Annotated in this window: 12 protein-coding genes and 1 pseudogene; 4 read left to right on the forward strand and 9 right to left on the reverse strand. The window is 38.8% G+C overall.

The window, feature by feature from the left end; all coding sequences use genetic code 11:
• Positions 1–3: 3 nt before the first annotated feature.
• The 8 genes from VB836_RS10455 to VB836_RS10490 are packed head-to-tail and all read right to left on the reverse strand — an operon-like array spanning position 4 to position 8,915.
• Positions 4–1,242 (reverse strand): glycosyltransferase family 4 protein, encoded by a 1,239-nt coding sequence (locus VB836_RS10455; protein ID WP_323219300.1) that lies wholly within the window; start codon positions 1,240–1,242, stop codon positions 4–6.
• Positions 1,239–1,958 carry a CatB-related O-acetyltransferase gene (locus tag VB836_RS10460; RefSeq protein WP_323219301.1) on the reverse strand — a complete coding sequence of 240 codons (720 nt, stop codon included), beginning with the start codon at positions 1,956–1,958 and terminating at the stop codon, positions 1,239–1,241. Before VB836_RS10460 ends, VB836_RS10455 begins: the two co-directional genes overlap by 4 nt.
• A gap of 38 nt (positions 1,959–1,996) precedes the next feature.
• Positions 1,997–2,911 carry a glycosyltransferase family A protein gene (locus tag VB836_RS10465; protein ID WP_323219302.1) on the reverse strand — a complete coding sequence of 305 codons (915 nt, stop codon included), beginning with the start codon at positions 2,909–2,911 and terminating at the stop codon, positions 1,997–1,999.
• Positions 2,912–2,951: 40 nt separating this feature from the next.
• Complete coding sequence (locus VB836_RS10470; protein ID WP_323219303.1) at positions 2,952–4,091, reverse strand: acyltransferase family protein; 1,140 nt, start codon at positions 4,089–4,091, stop codon at positions 2,952–2,954.
• A gap of 45 nt (positions 4,092–4,136) precedes the next feature.
• Entirely contained in the window at positions 4,137–5,363 is a 1,227-nt protein-coding gene (locus tag VB836_RS10475) for a glycosyltransferase (RefSeq protein WP_323219304.1), read from the reverse strand.
• 29 nt (positions 5,364–5,392) lie between these two features.
• A complete protein-coding gene (locus VB836_RS10480; RefSeq protein WP_323219305.1) occupies positions 5,393–6,523 on the reverse strand; it encodes a hypothetical protein in 1,131 nt (376 codons plus the stop codon).
• A gap of 7 nt (positions 6,524–6,530) precedes the next feature.
• Complete coding sequence (locus tag VB836_RS10485) at positions 6,531–7,373, reverse strand: sulfotransferase (RefSeq protein ID WP_323219306.1); 843 nt, start codon at positions 7,371–7,373, stop codon at positions 6,531–6,533.
• A 3-nt stretch (positions 7,374–7,376) separates the two neighbouring features.
• The gene (locus VB836_RS10490) at positions 7,377–8,915 is read right to left on the reverse strand and encodes a lipopolysaccharide biosynthesis protein (RefSeq protein WP_323219307.1); all 1,539 of its coding nucleotides are present in this window, start codon (positions 8,913–8,915) and stop codon (positions 7,377–7,379) included.
• A gap of 144 nt (positions 8,916–9,059) precedes the next feature.
• Between VB836_RS10490 and VB836_RS10495 the strand changes: the two genes are divergently transcribed.
• Positions 9,060–9,983, forward strand: coding sequence for an alpha-1,2-fucosyltransferase (locus VB836_RS10495; RefSeq protein WP_323219308.1), 924 nt, complete (start codon positions 9,060–9,062; stop codon positions 9,981–9,983).
• Here VB836_RS10495 and VB836_RS10500 read toward each other — a convergent pair.
• Positions 9,973–11,325, reverse strand: a complete 1,353-nt coding sequence (locus VB836_RS10500) for an O-antigen ligase family protein (RefSeq protein ID WP_046276975.1) — start codon at positions 11,323–11,325, stop codon at positions 9,973–9,975. The genes VB836_RS10495 and VB836_RS10500 overlap by 11 nt on opposite strands.
• A 105-nt stretch (positions 11,326–11,430) precedes the next feature.
• Here VB836_RS10500 and VB836_RS10505 point away from each other — a divergent pair, with 105 nt between their 5' ends.
• The 3 genes and pseudogenes from VB836_RS10505 (at position 11,431) to VB836_RS10515 (ending at position 16,554) form a co-directional block, all read left to right on the forward strand.
• Positions 11,431–12,909, forward strand: a complete 1,479-nt coding sequence (locus VB836_RS10505; RefSeq protein ID WP_323219309.1) for an SLBB domain-containing protein — start codon at positions 11,431–11,433, stop codon at positions 12,907–12,909.
• A gap of 71 nt (positions 12,910–12,980) precedes the next feature.
• Entirely contained in the window at positions 12,981–15,233 is a 2,253-nt protein-coding gene (locus VB836_RS10510) for a GumC family protein (protein ID WP_323219310.1), read from the forward strand.
• A 110-nt stretch (positions 15,234–15,343) separates the two neighbouring features.
• Positions 15,344–16,554: pseudogene (locus VB836_RS10515) on the forward strand (RNA-guided endonuclease InsQ/TnpB family protein).
• The last annotated feature ends 13 nt before the right edge of the window (positions 16,555–16,567 follow it).

Raw genomic sequence — 16,567 nt, forward strand, 5'->3', positions numbered from 1 at the left:
AAATTAATGCTTCTTAGAATTCATTAAACGCTCATAATAGTGATCAATAGAAATTGCCTTCTTTGACCAAATTTGTTGTCGAGCAAATTCATAACCTTGTTGACCCATCTCCCATCGTTTTTGAGGATGTTTATACATCAATTCAATCGCTAAAGCTAATTCGGCTACAGTTTCACTCGGTTGAGTTACAGAAACTTTAATTCCTGCTGTATCGGGAACTAAATCTCCTGCACCTTGATGGTTGAGAACAATAACAGGTAAAGCATAAGCCATTGCTTCAACTAATTGTGAACCAAATGAGTCTCTTAAACTTGTAAATAAGAAAACATCATTGGTTAAATATTCCTGTTTAACTTCTGTCCAAGAGATTTGACCTTTCACCTCAACTTTGCTTTCAAGTTGTAAATCCTTCAGCCATTGTGGAATATATTGATCAAGAGAACCTCCTCCAACAATTGTTAATTGAATAGGGATTTCTGAGTTAACTTTTGCAAGAGCTTCTAGTGCTAAGAGTAATCCTTTTCGATGAAATAAACGACCGACCCAAAGTAACTTTAAAGGCTTAGTTTGACTTCGATTGGGCGGTGAATCCGGAAAATAGTTTTCTTCTAATCCAGTATCTAGAAACAATTCAACCCAAGATGCACCCAAACGTTTCGCTAAATGGGCGGTATCTTGATTTGTTGCTAAGATTAAATCTGCATGGCTAACCGTTTGACGCGCAATTAAATTCAAAGGAAGTAATTGAGTATTAGCAAAAGAACGAAACGCTTCACTTCGCCATTGATCTAAAAAGTAACTTTTGAAAGCTGGTGGTGCAATTTGTCCCCCTCCAACCGGCCCAAATACAAACGGTTTATTGAGACGCCAAAGCTCAGAACCTGCCGTTAAACTTCCCCAAGTCACATGATGAATTAAATCAAAATTGTGCTTTTCATTCAGTTTTAAAGCAACTGTATAAGCTTGTCTTTGCCAAATTAAGTAATGAAGATAAACTCCGATTTTTCCCTTCAAATAAGGTTTGAAACGGTTAGGGATATCAACTGGAAAAAAGTGTAAATTTGGCAGGGGTTGAGTCGCTAAGACTTCTTCCCAAGCCGCTTTACTTTCCGCATGAGAACGAGTTAAAACCCAAACTTCGTGACCCAATTGTGCCAAATACCAAGCCCAATTCCAACCAAAACCGAGTTCTGAACCTTTATTCGGTTGACAGGCATAAGCTGAAAGTAAAATATTTTTCATGGGGTGCTATTTGGATGCACTGACTCTGTTTTAGCATACTTTTGTTTGAAGGTAATAATATTGTGAAAATCTTTAAAATGACTTCTTAACCATTCTTCATCTTTGCTCCACCACTGAAACTTTAGTAAAAATTTAATCGTTTCTTCATCAAATCGGTATCGGATTAGTTTGGCTGGAACTCCTCCAACAATTGCATAAGGTGGAACGTCCTTATTGACAACAGCTCCGGCTGCAATGACAGATCCATCTCCAATTGTTACACCATCTAAAATGGTTACATTTGCTCCAATCCAAACGTCATTTCCAATGTTTATTTCTTTTCTTTCTTCAAAATAATTTTGATCGGAAAATGTAATTCCTCCTTGCTTTAAAGTCGAGTAGAAAATGGGATGAGTAGATACAAAATCTTGGGTTGGATGAATTCCAAAACCGATGATACAGTTGATACCAATACAACAAAACTTACCAATATTAACTCTAGAAATACGAGTATTGGATAAAATATAAGTGTAAGAGCCAATATCAGAATTTAAAAGGGTAACATTTTCATAGAGTTTAACGTGATTTCCAACTGTAGTGTTATTGAGTTTTGAGTAATATCCCTGTTCTAAACCTTTGTATTTGAGTTTGTTTTTCCACCAATTCACGAGATAGGACAAATAATCAGTTAAGGGATTTTTAGTGGCTGATTTTAAAATTTTAATCCATATTAACATCAAAAAAACTCCTGTTATTACATTAAAAAAATAATTTATTATCTCAAAAAAATGTTCAACTTTCGTTTAAATCGGTTCAAAAAGCTGGGCGAAAAACGAGTTTCTTGAGTCCATTGGTCAGCTTCCCAATTTTGTAACAGATAGGGAGGATGAGATAAGGGAAAACCCATTGCTTGTACGGGCATATTAGCATAAGAAATCTTTTTAGCCTCGGCTGTTGTATTTGAAGAATATGATAAACTAAAACCAAGATTAGAAACTAAATTTACACTGGGCATAATCCCCAAACCACTCTGAACCCAACAGGAAAATAACCATCGATAAAACCAACTATTTTTTTGTCCATCATAAGTCGCTTGAAACAGTCGCCGCCAATAACGAACGGCTCGGCTATTATTTGAAAGTTTATGCTCAAGAAAATTACTCTCTCTAAAAGTCGGCCAAAGCTTCATCTCAAAGTCGAAATATTGCCAAGATCGTCGCCAAGTCGCCCACCCCCAACAGTCGTGAAAACCTGAATAATAATAGCTGTATTCACTGCGTTGATGTCCGAATTGAAAGTTTGTTCCTGCTATTGACATAACTCGTTGATCTTGCTGATAATAGTCTAGGAGTTCTTCACAGTAATCAAAAAAACTAGGATGCGGTAAACAGTCATCTTCTAAAATAATAGCTGATTCTACAGTTTCAAAGACCCAATTTAAACCACTTGAAACTCGCTTGGCACAGCCTAAATTAATATCAGAATAGTTTTTTAATACCTCACAGTTCCAGTCTACACAATCAATAATAGCCCGAGTTTGTTGACACTTTTCAGCTTCTTCTGGTCGGTCAGACCGAGAGCCATCTGCCACAACGAGCAATATTGGGGGCTGGGCTTGACGAATGACCTCAAATACTTTTGCGGTTAATTCGGGTCGGTTAAAAATTAGAAAAACAACTGGAGTTTTCATTTTTATTGTCTCTCAATATAATCCGTTAATTAATGAACATTTATTCGCTCTTTTTTTCCAAATTTGATATTAATTTGTTACCCCAAATAATACCATTTTTTTCAATAAAGTTATAAGTTAAATAACACAAAGGCAAAGTTAAAATCAGCAAAATTGTTAATAAGCAGATAAAGTAAGGAATAGGCTGCAAGGTTATTTCAGTAGCAGACAAAAAATTAGCAAACCATTCGCTCAATTTGAATAAAATAGCAAAATGTAAGAGATAAATGCTATAGCTTATTTTACCAAATTCTATCCAAAAACGATTCACTAGGAACGGAAATGAATAAAATCCTAACGATAGCGTTAAGAGCAAAAATACAATAGAGTAAGCAATGTGTCCAGGAATAATTTCGTAGTTGCTCATAATTGATAGACTTAAATAGATAGCAATTCCCAGAAGTAAAAAAGCACGTCTAAATACAAAATTTTCAGAGTTGTAGGTTTCATTTTTAGAAGATTGAGATAAAATCCCTGCATTTCTCATTAAAAAATAAAGAACAAATCCTAAAGAAAAAACAGGCAGTTGACTCGGTAAAAAGAAATAAAGATAACCATTCCAAAGCTGCTGTGAAGAAATTAGGGGATTTTGTTTTAAAATCCAGATGAGAATTTGACTAAAGATGAGAACAATTAAAGTTAATCCTATTGCTTGTTCTACATTTTTAATTTTTCGATAAAGATAAGGAGCAATTAAATAAAACTGCATTTCAATCGCAACAGCCCAACCGACAGGAACAACACTGTTAATCCAATAAGGGTTGAATCCATTTGTAAAGGTAAAATTTGCAATAATATTTGCCAAAGTAACTGAAGAAGCATCACCTAACCAATATCTAGGCCCAAGTCCATAAAGTAGTAAGTAAAGAATTATTGCACAATAAAAAAGAGGTGCAATCCGAAAAAAACGACGAATAAAAAAGTTAACTAAAGGTTTCTTTTCCGAATTCATCCTGCGTTCAAATGACAAAAAAATTGAAAATCCACTAATTAAGAAAAAAATCTGAACGCCATATATTCCTTGAGCGCTAAGATTTGCTAACCAATTCGGTAAGTTTTCAACTTTTTGACTTGTATGTACTACGAGAACGCTAAAGATTGCTATTCCACGCAAAGCATCAATATAAGCCAGTCTTTTCATATGAGTTAAGAAAATTACATTTGTGCTAAATTCATTTTTTTCTTGTTATATTAATTTTGAATAAATCTCCACTAATTGATCGTTCAGTTTATTAATCTCATAATTTTCTTCGACAAAGGCTCGACCAGCTTGACCCATTTCTAACCATTTTTCTGGATTTTTAAGCAAAAACCTTAATTTTTCTGCTAAAGCATCAACATCTTTTTCTGGGACTAAAAAACCTGATTTTCCATCTAAAACACCATCGGGAATTCCATTGTGAATTGTTGATAAAACAGGTAAACCCATTGCTTGAGCCTCTTGTAAAACTAAACCCTGACCTTCTTTGTCTCCATCGGTAGCCGTCACACTAGAAAGAATAAAAAGATGAGAATCTGAATAAAGCTGACGAACTTCTTCTTGAGTCATCCATCCTAATATTTTAATATTTTCAGAAACATTTAGTTCTCTAATGAGTTGTTCAAGAGACTCTCGTAAACCTCCATCCCCAACAATACGATAAATTAAGTTGGGATATTCTGTTAAAACTTGAGCTACAGCTCTAATTGAATATTCAATTCCTTTTTTTTCAACTAATCGAGCTACCGTAATAATTTTAACAGGTTCATTGGCTTGTAGATAACGGGCTTTAAATTGATAAAGGGATAAATTTAATCCCATCGGAAGTTTAACAATTTTCTCCGGGGGACATCCTAAAGCAATCGCTCGATCCGCCGTAAAATTTGAATTGACAGTAAATTTATCGCCCAATTTGAAAAGTTTTTTATACGTTCCTCCCCTTGAATACCAAACAGGTGAGTTAACATCCGCCCCATGAAATGAAGTAATTAATCGTCCTTGAATGGCTCCAATTTCCCGTAGAGTTACACCTTTTTGACCCAGTTGACCAAAGTGACAGTGAATAATATCATAAGGCTTTTTTCCGATCAGGGGAATAGCGGCATAAAGTAATCGCAATGAATAGGCTTCTTGTTTATATTGAAAAACATTTAATGAGCGTAACAAAACTGGGGGATTTTTCGGGAAATTTTTGAGGAATAATCCTAAACCTTTCAAGACAGCTTTTGTTCGAGGATGACTCCAACGGGGGCGATAGTAAGTCCGATTAGACAACTGATATTTTTCGACATCAGCATGAAATTTATCTTGATCTTGAGGAGAATCTGCATAAATATCGACTTGATGTCCACGCTCAATTAAACCTGTAATTTGATTAAGAATAAAGGTTTCAGATAAGGAAGGAAATGTTCCGACGATAAAGGCAATTTTCATATGTTTACTCTCAACTCCATCCTAAAAGTTTATTTGATGAGATAGTCTTTTCCAATCGCTTTGAGAAAACGAATCGCCGTCGGAACAGGACTATAATGTTCAATAGCCCAACTCCTACCATTCGTGGAAATTTCTGCTAAAATTTGTGCGTCTTCTATTAGACGTTGAACGGTTTCTTTTACATTTTTTAAATCAATGCCAATATAGTGTTTCCAGTTGGTGGGCATCACAGGTAATAAAAAGCTATTCTGTTCAAAGTTAACATGAAAAGTCACGCACCCGGCAGCTAAAGATTCCCAGAATCTCCAACTATCCCACTGGACAATGATTCGGAGTCTAGAATCAACTTTACAAATCATTTCTTCACCTAATAAATGCGTCAAGGTTCGACTGAATAAATGGTTAGGGTTTTTGGGAAAAGCAGGAACAAATGTTCCCCCAAAAGCAGCACAAGCGACTGATGATTTTAAGCGTTGATAATAGGAAGGATAATGACGTCTTCCACTTTGAGTCCATTGTAAGCGATCTTCAGCACTCAAAGAACTGGTGTCAGACTGATCAATCGTTTCGTCTAAAGGTAAAATTTGATGAAGACCATTTTCAATTAACCGGCTTTTAACGGTATCTCGCAGAGAGTGCTTCACTCGAAAATTATAGAGTAATGTTTTGTTTCTCTGAGAAAAATCGGGTTGTTCTTGAGTCATTTTAATAATCCGGTTAGATAACCCAAAAGCCCAAGGATAAAAGTTTTCTGGGTATTTTAGTTGTTGGTGATAATGACACTTAAAAATATAGTCAAATTTTCTAAATTTATCGTGAAAAGATGGAGTTCTTAAGCCATCTGAATCATCGAAATATACCGTTATGTACTTGCGTTTGGGATGAAATAAATTTTCAGGAATGGGATAACCATAGTCAAACCAACGACCACTAATAATTGCCACCTGACATTCATTAGCTGTAATCTCGGGGTCATGGCACAGGAGAAACCTATCCTCTTGAACGGATGTTTTCCAATAGTTAACATTCCCATAAAAAGGAATTCCTAATTGTTGTAAACCTTCCGCTAAACAAACAATAGGATGTTGATAAGCCGCTTTTTCGGGTGGCCCTTGAGGAAGACAATAGAAGAAGATTTTTTCTGGATAATCCGGGTGCATCTTTTTCCTAAATTGAATAATTAAATTTTCTCATGTTTTCAGCACAAATCAATTCGATTTTGCTTAAATTATCTTTTCCAAAGAAATCTTGCCATTTTACATTTTTATCTCCTCGTCCTTGAAACTGAATATTAACTTTATCAGCAATATCATTGACAGGCTTTAGACCTAACTGTTGAGCGAGTTTTTCAATTTGACTAACTTTATCTTTGAGAAAATCTTCATAACGAATTAAAATCATCTTTTCGGAGTGATTGCCGTAAACATCAGCCATATAATTCCATCGATAAGCCATTCTTTCAATATAGTTTAAACCGGGAAGATTTAACCCAACATTATTGACAATTAACTGCCAAGCTTGACTGATTTTTTTGCCCTGTTCAGGTTGAATTTCATCGAGATTTCCGGGTAAATTTAAGCGATTCAAAATACTTCTAATATTATCTCGGGGATCACGAATAATAAAAACAAATTTGGCTTGCGGAAAATAGTTAATTAACTCCTGATAAAACAGGGTGAGATTAGGTTCTTTGATAATCGCTTTAGAAAAATAGAGTTTGTGACGTTGAATATATGTATTAAACGATAGTTTCCCTAAAAGCACATGATGATAAATTGGGTAATCAACTTCTTGGGTAATATCAATTGTCACTGATAAGCCCGTATTTTCAGCGAGTAAAGCAGCAATTGCTGAAGTTCCAGACTTTTGATTTCCTAACACCAGAATAGGATGAGGATGAACTGGAGTCGTTAATTTTTGAAATTCCCCCTCAACTTGATAACGAAAACCTCGTATTTTTTGATAGAAGGGTTGAATCGAACTCGGAATAAACTGATTGAGTTTAGACATTTTTTATCCCACCTTTTTAGGCTTATGTCGCAACTCATTGAGTAGTTGCAACACTTGTGTTAAAGTCTGTCTGCCATTCGGTAAAATACACCAGCACGACAGATAGAATAAAGCATATAATGCACAATGAAGGGCAATTTCAACAAAAGGATTAATACTCCAAGATATTGCTTGACGAAGCAACCAAAGCAGTCCTCCGGCAACAAAAGAAGCAACGGCAGGTTTCCATAAAATCTTCATCAGAAATCCTGGGGTCAATGGAGAAGACTGAAAGCAATAAACAATCCCCGGATAACGCAAACCACAGAAGGTAATACTGGCTGCAATTGCTACCCCCAAAGCACCCCAACGCACCCCAATTAAAAATGCAATCACCGTGATCGCGGAAGCAAATATATTCCAGTGAAATTGACGATCCGCTCGTCCCATTGAGATAAACACCCAGGCAGTGGCGACGTTAAAGGTACTAATAAAAGCGACAGGTGAAAGGACTCTAAATAAAATGATCGCCTCACTCCATTGAGATCCTAACAAATTGATGATCAAATTATCAGCATCCACCGCCATATAGACTGAAATAGGCATTCCGAGCAAGACCATCACTTCAACGGCTTTGCCATAGTAAGATCGATATCGTTCGGGATCAGACTGGACACTGCACAAACCCGGTAAAGCCACCGTTGAAAGCGGAAAATTAATCTGTTGTAGCGGTAAAACCAACAATTTGTAAGCTTGGGCGTAGAGTCCCAATTGATCCGCACCCCAAAACTTTCCAATTAGTAAATTATCGAGATTACGAGTAAAATAATTAACAACTGTAAAACCCGTGTTCCATCCCCCAAACGCTAACATCGGAGCAACATCTGAGTCAAACTTCGGCCATCCCGGACGCCAACCACAACTCACCCAGACTCCAATACAATTAATAATTGTCATCGCCAATTGCATGGCGACTAACGCCCAATAACCTGTACCCAAAATTGCCAGCGTCAGGGCGATACTAATGCTACTAATCATCGAGATAATATCAATCACCGCCAACGCACCCAAACGCATTTGTCGCTTCAGCAACGCTTGATGTTGAACAGTTAGTCCGCCGAAGATAAAACCACTCCCCAGCACTAACGTAATCAAAATTAAACGCGGTTCACCGTAAAACCAAGCAATCACAGGCGCTAAAGCCACAGTCAGCAACATAATTGCACTGCTGATTCCAACATTGATCCAAAATAGGGTACTGACTTGAGTCTGGGTAATCTGTTCTCGTTGCATCGTCGCCATTGACAAGCCTAAGTCCTTAAAAATGGAAATAAAGCCTGTAATAACTGTCACCATCCCGATTAAACCATAATCTTCGGGTTCAAGAAGACGAGCAAGAACAACGATTGACCCAAATTGCATGATTAACTTGCTAACTTGAGCCAAAATGGTGATCGCACCCCCGCGAATCGAACGCCCTCTGAGATCGGCTTTGAGATGATCAGTACGAAAGAATCGTTCCGGATCGGTGCTAGCAGGAGTTTTGGGTTTGGACTCCGGCAAAATGATACCTCTTATCCCGCTACTATTGCTGTCAATACTATATCACGATGTCTTGAGTTGACTTGTTTTTTTAACTTAGACATAATAAACAGAGTATGACTTTTCTGTGAAGTTTTTTGTTAAGATACTTTACACAATCAAACCATGATGATCATCACTCAGAAATATGGACAGCTTGGCAATCGATTGATTTTATTTTCACATTTAATCGCATTTGCTCACGCCCATAAAATCACCTTAGCTAATCTGGCGTTTGATGAATACGCTGATTTATTTCAACCCACCAGTCGCGACTTATTTTGCCGTTATCCGCCTCATCCTTCTCCGGGTAAACCCAATCGAATTCTACGCCAATTAATCGGTCGTTGGGCTAATTCTTTCGTGATACTGATGAGTAAAATCAAAGGGTTGAATCGGGGTTTAAAGATTCTTAGAATTGATTCCCAACAGGATTGTTTACTCGATAGTGATGAGTTTCTCAGTCAATTTGATCACCAGAAAACCTACTGCATTCAAGGATTTCGCTTTCGAGATGAATCTAACTTAATCAAATATGCTGATCACGTTAGAGACTATTTTACACCCGTTGAGCATCATCAGAACAATATTAAAACATTAATTTCAGAGATTCGCTCTCAGTGTCAAATATTAGTTGGGGTGCATATTCGTCATGGCGACTATCAACAGCATCGAGGCGGTGAATTCTTTTTTACAGTTGAACAGTATGTACAAGTTATGCAGAACGTTACACAGTTATTTCCTCAACAAAAAGTCGGATTTTTAGTCTGTTCAGATTCTCAACACAATCTCGAACAGTTTGCCCCTCTAAACGTCTTCTTTGGAACGAATCATTTATTAGAAGACCTTTATGCTTTAGCCGCTTGTGACTCCTTAATTGGGCCGATGAGTACCTATTCAACATGGGCTTCTTTTTATGGGAAAGTTCCCCTGTATAGAATTTATAATCCAGACGAAAACTTAAGTTTGAGTTTGGAACAGTTTAAAATTTATGTTCCCGGAATGGACTACAAATATCCCCAAGGTTTAACGTTAGACACTAAGGGGTGAGTTCTCTTTCTTTTTTCAGTTCTTCGTGAATATGATTGAGTTTGACCGTGAATAACACATAATAAAACCAGACAAAGTTAGCATCAAAAAGTCGGCTTTCAGTAATATTTTGAAAAAGCAAATATCCCATAAAAATAGTAGGGAGTAAAGACTCTAGTCTTTTGCTTTGAGTTAATAGCATGGAACCCAAAAGAAGATTTCTAAAAAAAGACAAAATAAACAAAGATAAGCCAATATACCCTAAGTCTAGACCAATCTCAATAAAGCCATTATGAGCATGAGGCGGCTTAAACCCATTCGGTGTAATAACGCCTGCGGCGGGATTATCAACCCCCCGCCAAGGTTGCCAAAAGTTATGGTATCCATAACCCAAAACAGGTCTTTGATTAATCGCATCAATTAGCATTGGCCAAAATTCCGTTCGTCCCGTTAAAGTTGGATCTTTACCCAAACTACTGAGAACACTCACCCAATTTTCTGTTAGTAAAATCATAATCACAATTCCCAAGACTAAAAAAAGCACAATAGCGGTAAAAGCTTGCTGAAAAGTGAGACTTTTTAAGACTCTCAGCAATCCAATCATCATCAGCATCAACATCGCCGTCACAAAAGCACCCGCAGAGTTTGCCATTTGTAAAATAAAAAACGAAAAAGCAGCCATTCCCCAAGATAACCCCGGATATTTGGGTTTATTTAAAGCATCAATCGTCCAAATTAAAACACTTAAAGCCATAATAATGGCGAGAAAATTGGGATGAATTGCAATCCCTTTCCAGCCTTTTTCATGGATTCCAATACTGGGTTTTGCTAGGGCATAAAAAGCACTTAAAAACGCGACTATTGTATGAGAGATTCGCATGAGAGACGAAATTTTTTGTAAACTGTATCGCCGACTGATATGAGCCGCTAAACTACTGAGAAACAAAATAACAAGAGTCGCTCGTAACGTCTTTTCAGTTTCATAAGCCCAAAACGTTGAACAAACGGCTAAAATTATTAAAGTTCCTAAAAACGGATCTTTGAGAATTGAGAGGGTATGCTCTAAATATTTGTGATAATATAAATGTAAAAGAATAAACGAAGAACCATAAAAAGCCATGACAATAATTCCGGTAGCAGAAGCCAAGGTAAAAACCGGATTAGACAAAACACTTAAATCAAACTTGTTGAACGGGAAAATAACCAGTTTAGGAACTAAACACAGAAAAAAGATCGTAAAAATATCTCCGAAGAGAAAACTAACTTTTTTAGAACTCGACAAATGAAAAGCCAATAACGCATAAATAATCACAACCCCTAAAATCAAAGGCAAAAAAATAGGATCAAAAAGAATCTGTTTCATAAGATTAAGATTATGCAGTTCTAGAGGAGAGACGGTGCAACTCAAGAAAAAACTAGATTAAGATATAGAAATAAAGCCTCATATATTTTTAAAAAAGATGTCTCTATGGTTAGCCTAAAGACTCCCTACAAAATGACCCGAGTGATCGTTAACCTCTCTCTAATCATACTGACAACTGTCGGGGGGCATCTAAGCGGTTCTACTCAATCCCTACCTCAACCGAGTCAAACTGTATCCGAGTCGGACAATAATCTAACTGTCCTTGAACCTGCCTACATTTTAGGAATAGGTGATTTTATTTCTGTTAAAATTTTTGACGCTGAAGATTTCAGTGGAGAAGCTCAGGTGATTGCGGATGGAACCCTACAACTCCCCTACATCAAGAGATTATACGTTCAAGGGAGTACCCTAGAGCAAGTGACTCGGATGATTGAAACAGAATATGCTCGTATCCTCAAACATCCCTTAATCACCGTTACCCTCACCAAACCTCGGCCCATAAAAATCGCCGTTTCAGGAGAAGTCTCTCGTCCGGGGTTCTACATCTTGACCCTGTTTGACCCGGAGTCCCGTCAACCTGAACTGCGTTATCCCACCCTCGCAGAAGCCATTCAAAAAGCCGGAGGAGTAACATTATCGGCCGATATCCGTCAAATTCAGCTTCGTAGACCTCAACCTTCAGGGGGTGAACAAATCATCGCCATTAATTTTTGGGAGTTTCTTCAGAATGGGGATACTCGTTCTAATATAACCCTACGAGATGGAGACACGATTATTATTCCAGCGACCACCCATTTTAATCAAGCAGAAGTTCGTCAGGTTGCCAACAGTAACTTAGCGATCTCAGCCGATGTCGCTCATAATATTATTGTCGTTGGACAAGTGAACCGTCCGGGGAACTATGTCTTAATTGGGGGCGATGCCAATACTGAACGTCCAGGCGGATACGCCACCGTCACTTGGGCCATTCGACAAGCCGGAGGAATTACAGAACAAGCCGATATTCGTCAAATTCAACTTCATCGCATCACCCAAGCCGGAACCCAACAGATTATCCCCGTCAATTTATGGGAACTCTTGCAAACAGGCGACCTCAACAAAGACCCCTTCTTACAAGATGGAGACACCATTGTTATTCCGCAAGCAACAACTGTTGATTTAACCGAAATTACACCAATCGCTCGGGCCAGTTTTTCGCCTGCTACAATTAGGGTGAGTGTAGTCGGAGAAATTAGAAATCCCGGTGTCGGTACAATTGACGTAGCCCCAGATACAACATTGAACCAAGCCTTACTCAAAGCAGGTGGATTTAATCCCAGATCAAGCCGACAGTTCGTGGATTTGATTCGCCTCAACCCCGATGGTACAATATCTCAGCGAACGATAGCCATTGATTTTTCTGCCAGTCCGAATGAACAAAACAATCCTCTACTTCGCAATAACGACATCATTGTTGTCGAACGTTCTGGTTTAGCAAAGTTTTCAGATCGGACGAGTTTACTTCTAACTCCAACAGGTAGTTTCATCAATCAAGCCCTATCTATTTTTCGACTTCTGGAGGTTATCGAAGGGTTCCAAGATTAATTGAAATCTCAAGCTGATAGAGGCTCTTCACTTCAATTAAAAATAATTGCTATAAAAAATCAATCAAAATCATGGACACTGAACGAGATTTACAACGATTTTTAGTCCAAAATAACGGGAAGCTTAATCCCGAAATGAATCAAGGATTTTCAGGAGAAGTTCAAGATCAAGATGAAGAACGACTAGATATTGGCTGGGTCTTTGCCGTTTTCCGACGACGCTTACCGATCATGTTATTTGTAATCTTGACTCTCACCGCAGCTTTAGGAAGTTTGATCGTTTTGAAATCTCGCCAAGTTATTCCGAAATACCAAGGAGCATTTCAACTATTAATAGAACCCGTCACGGTAGAAGGTCAGTTTGCCCAAAAATATCTATCTGCTCAAGCTGGAGGTGTAGATATTAATCGAATTCAAGTGAATAATAGTTTAGTCGATTATGAGAGTCTCATTCGAGTTTTGAAAAGTCCTAGTTTAATGGAACCTGTTGTAGAGGAAATCAAACAACGTTATCCAAATTTGAGTTCCCGTTCCTTCCTTTCTAGCCTAGAAATTGGTCGGATCATGTATGAAAAAGATTCAAAAGAAGAAGGAACAAAACTGATCAAAGTTAGCTATCAGGATTCTGATCCTGAAAAAATCCAATTTATTTTAGATCAAATTTCAGAAGCTTATTTGAATTATAGTTTACAAGAACGTTTAACCAGTATTAATCAGGGACTAGAATTTATAAATAAACAGTTACCGATGTTAGAAGCACGATATAATAATCTACAAAAACAAATTAAAATATTTCGCCAAGAAGCCAATCTAATTAATCCCGACAATAAAGATCGAGAACTCGCAATTGCAGCCCGAAACCTGCAAGAACAAATCGTAAACAACCAATCCGAACTCGCCGAAAAAAAAGTTTGGGCAGAAGTTCTCCAACAACAATATGCCCAAGGAAACTATGCCGAAATTTTAGGAAATGACACAGGCTCTTATTCTTGGTTAATCAAGCAATACTACGACACCGAAGCCGAGATCATCCAAGAATCAAAGCGACTCCGTGAAGACAGTATTCCCATGCAGCTACTACGAGAAAAGCAGCAAAAGATGCAATCACTTCTGCAACAAGAAGCTCAAAAAGTTATAGACAGTACCGTAGGACGTATAGAAGCACTAGAAGCCCGAGTCAATGTATTGCTGGAGGCTCAAAATCAACTCAACCAACGAATACAAGAACTCCCAGCTTTAGCAAACCGAGAAGCCGAATTACAACAACAACTTCTAGTCGCTTCAGAAACCCTCACAGAATTTCTTGAAAAACGAGAAGCCCTCGGTATTGACGCCGCTCAACAACAAATTCCCTGGCATCTGGTTTCCCCTCCCTCGGTATCGATAGATGACTCTGGAAAACCCATCTCAATTACCGTTAGTAGTACAAAACGTCAACTCGCGATCGCAGTCGTCTTGAGTACCTTGCTCGGAATTGGCATTGGCTTCATCATAGACGTCTTGATCACCGTATTCCACACACCCGACGAAATTAAATCAAACACTAAATTACCCGTTTTAGGCGTTATTCCCCTTTCCAAACACTTCAAAAAAGTCGCCCAAAAATCCAAAACTTTTATTCCCATCGGCTCAGTCGCCAGTTTAACCCCTGTCGTTGATCGCCACTCAGCCCCCGTCAACCCTCAAGTCCATCAATACTATACAGCTTCCCCAGTTTCAGAAGCCTTTCGCTCCCTCTATGCCAATATCTGTTTACTCAGTTCTAACAAACCCTTACGCTCTATCACCATCAGTTCCGCGACTCCAGGAGATGGTAAATCAACCATTGCTATTCATCTGGCTCAAACCGCCGCTTTTATGGGTCAGCGTGTCCTCCTGGTTGACGCAGACCTCCGCAATCCCCAAATTCATCATAAACTCGGTTTACCCAATTTACGAGGCTTTCGAGATGCCATTACCAGCGATCTCAGTCTCAATGATGCCATTCAGCGATTCTCCTTCCGAGACGCTATGCGATCGCCTCAAGATGATAACCTATTCGTCCTCACCGCCGGACAAATTCCCCCCGATCCCGTACAAGTCCTCTCCGCCAAAAAAAGACAATACCTGATGGAACAATTTCGGGCATTCTTTGATTTAGTTATTTACGACACACCCGCCGTCACAGGTTTAGCAGATGCCAGTTTAATCGCCGCTCAAACCGATGGTATTATTTTAGTCGTTGGCATCAAAAAAACCAACCGTTCCGCCCTGCTAAAATCCCTAGAAGGACTCAACCTCAGTAACTCTGTTTTGGGGTTAGTCGCTAACCGCATGAGACGTTAAGAAGTCAGGCAATAGGTAAAAGAAAAGTTTACCGAAAAAATGGGTTGAAAGCCCCGTCCTTCTAGGACGGCTTTTTGTGGTATCATTACGTCAGTGAGTTAAACGTAAAAATGCTGGTATTTGAGGCCAAGCTGGAAGGAACGAATGAGCAGTATCAATCGCTGAATGAGGCGATTAGAACGGCTCGTTTTGTTCGTAATGCTTGCCTGAGATACTGGATGGATAACCGCGATATTGGCAGATATGAGTTGAGTGCTCCGCAGCGCTGTACTTGCTGCGGATGAGAATTTCCCTTGGGTGGACAAACTCAATTCTATGGCTCGACAAGCTTCTGCTGAAAGAGCATGGAGTGCAATTGCTAGATTTTTTGATAATTGCAAGAAAAACAAGCCAGGGAAGAAAGGTTATCCACGCTTCAAAAAAGAACAAACTCACGGAAGTGTTGAGTACAAAACCAGTGGTTGGAAGCTTTCTGCTGACCGAAGATACATCACTTTTACTGATGGCTTCAAAGCAGGAACTTTCAAACTTTGGGGAACCCGTGACCTGCATTTCTACCAACTTAAACAGTTCAAGCGAGTACGGGTTGTGCGCCGTGAGTTCCGGGTATTATACTCAGTTTTGTATTGACCAAGAACGAACAGAAAGGCGAGAGCCAACAGGTAAAACTATTGGTATTGATGTGGGGTTGAACCACTTCTACACCGATAGTAATGGAGAAACAGTTGCAAATCCCCGACACCTTCGTAAAAGCGAAAAGGTTTTGAAACGGCTGCAACGCCGATTTTCTAAGACTAAAAAAGGTTCTAAAAACAGAGCCAAGTTGAGAAATAAACTTGCTCGTAAACACCTCAAAGTAAGTCGCCAGCGTAAAGACTTTGCTGTAAAAACAGCAAGGTGCGTAGTGAAGTTTAACGACCTCGTGGCGTATGAAGATTTGCAGGTGCGGAATATGCTCAAGAATCATCGCTTGGCTAAATCGATTAGTGATGCTTCGTGGTCGTTGTTCCGGCAATGGGTTGAGTATTTTGGCAAAGTGTTTGGAGTAGTAACTATTGCAGTCCCACCCCACTACACTTCACAGAACTGTTCTAATTGTGGTGCAGTAGTTAAAAAATCCCTTAGTACCAGAACTCATGTTTGTCCTGATTGTGGACATACCCAAGACCGGGACCAGAATGCAGCACGGAACATATTAGAAAAAGGTCTAAGTACGGCGGGTCACGTCGGAACTAACGCCTCTGGAGACATCGACCTCTGCGTGGGTGGAGAAATCCCTCCAAGCAAGTCGAGTCGTGGAAAGAGGAAGCCCAAGAAGTGATTCTTGGAATCCC

This window comes from Limnoraphis robusta BA-68 BA1, from assembly GCF_034932365.1.
Classification (GTDB): domain Bacteria; phylum Cyanobacteriota; class Cyanobacteriia; order Cyanobacteriales; family Microcoleaceae; genus Capilliphycus; species Capilliphycus robustus.

Bases quoted from the DNA above. Each gene is read 5' to 3' on its own strand.
- VB836_RS10485 (WP_323219306.1), bottom strand. From the start codon at position 7,373: ATGTCTAAACTCAATCAGTTTATTCCGAGTTCGATTCAACCCTTCTAT.
- VB836_RS10465 (WP_323219302.1), bottom strand. From the start codon at position 2,911: ATGAAAACTCCAGTTGTTTTTCTAATTTTTAACCGACCCGAATTAACC.
- VB836_RS10460 (WP_323219301.1), bottom strand. From the start codon at position 1,958: ATGTTAATATGGATTAAAATTTTAAAATCAGCCACTAAAAATCCCTTA.
- VB836_RS10500 (WP_046276975.1), bottom strand. From the start codon at position 11,325: ATGAAACAGATTCTTTTTGATCCTATTTTTTTGCCTTTGATTTTAGGG.
- VB836_RS10470 (WP_323219303.1), bottom strand. From the start codon at position 4,091: ATGAAAAGACTGGCTTATATTGATGCTTTGCGTGGAATAGCAATCTTT.
- VB836_RS10455 (WP_323219300.1), bottom strand. From the start codon at position 1,242: ATGAAAAATATTTTACTTTCAGCTTATGCCTGTCAACCGAATAAAGGT.
- VB836_RS10475 (WP_323219304.1), bottom strand. From the start codon at position 5,363: ATGAAAATTGCCTTTATCGTCGGAACATTTCCTTCCTTATCTGAAACC.
- VB836_RS10510 (WP_323219310.1), top strand. From the start codon at position 12,981: ATGGACACTGAACGAGATTTACAACGATTTTTAGTCCAAAATAACGGG.
- VB836_RS10505 (WP_323219309.1), top strand. From the start codon at position 11,431: ATGGTTAGCCTAAAGACTCCCTACAAAATGACCCGAGTGATCGTTAAC.
- VB836_RS10480 (WP_323219305.1), bottom strand. From the start codon at position 6,523: ATGCACCCGGATTATCCAGAAAAAATCTTCTTCTATTGTCTTCCTCAA.
- VB836_RS10495 (WP_323219308.1), top strand. From the start codon at position 9,060: ATGATGATCATCACTCAGAAATATGGACAGCTTGGCAATCGATTGATT.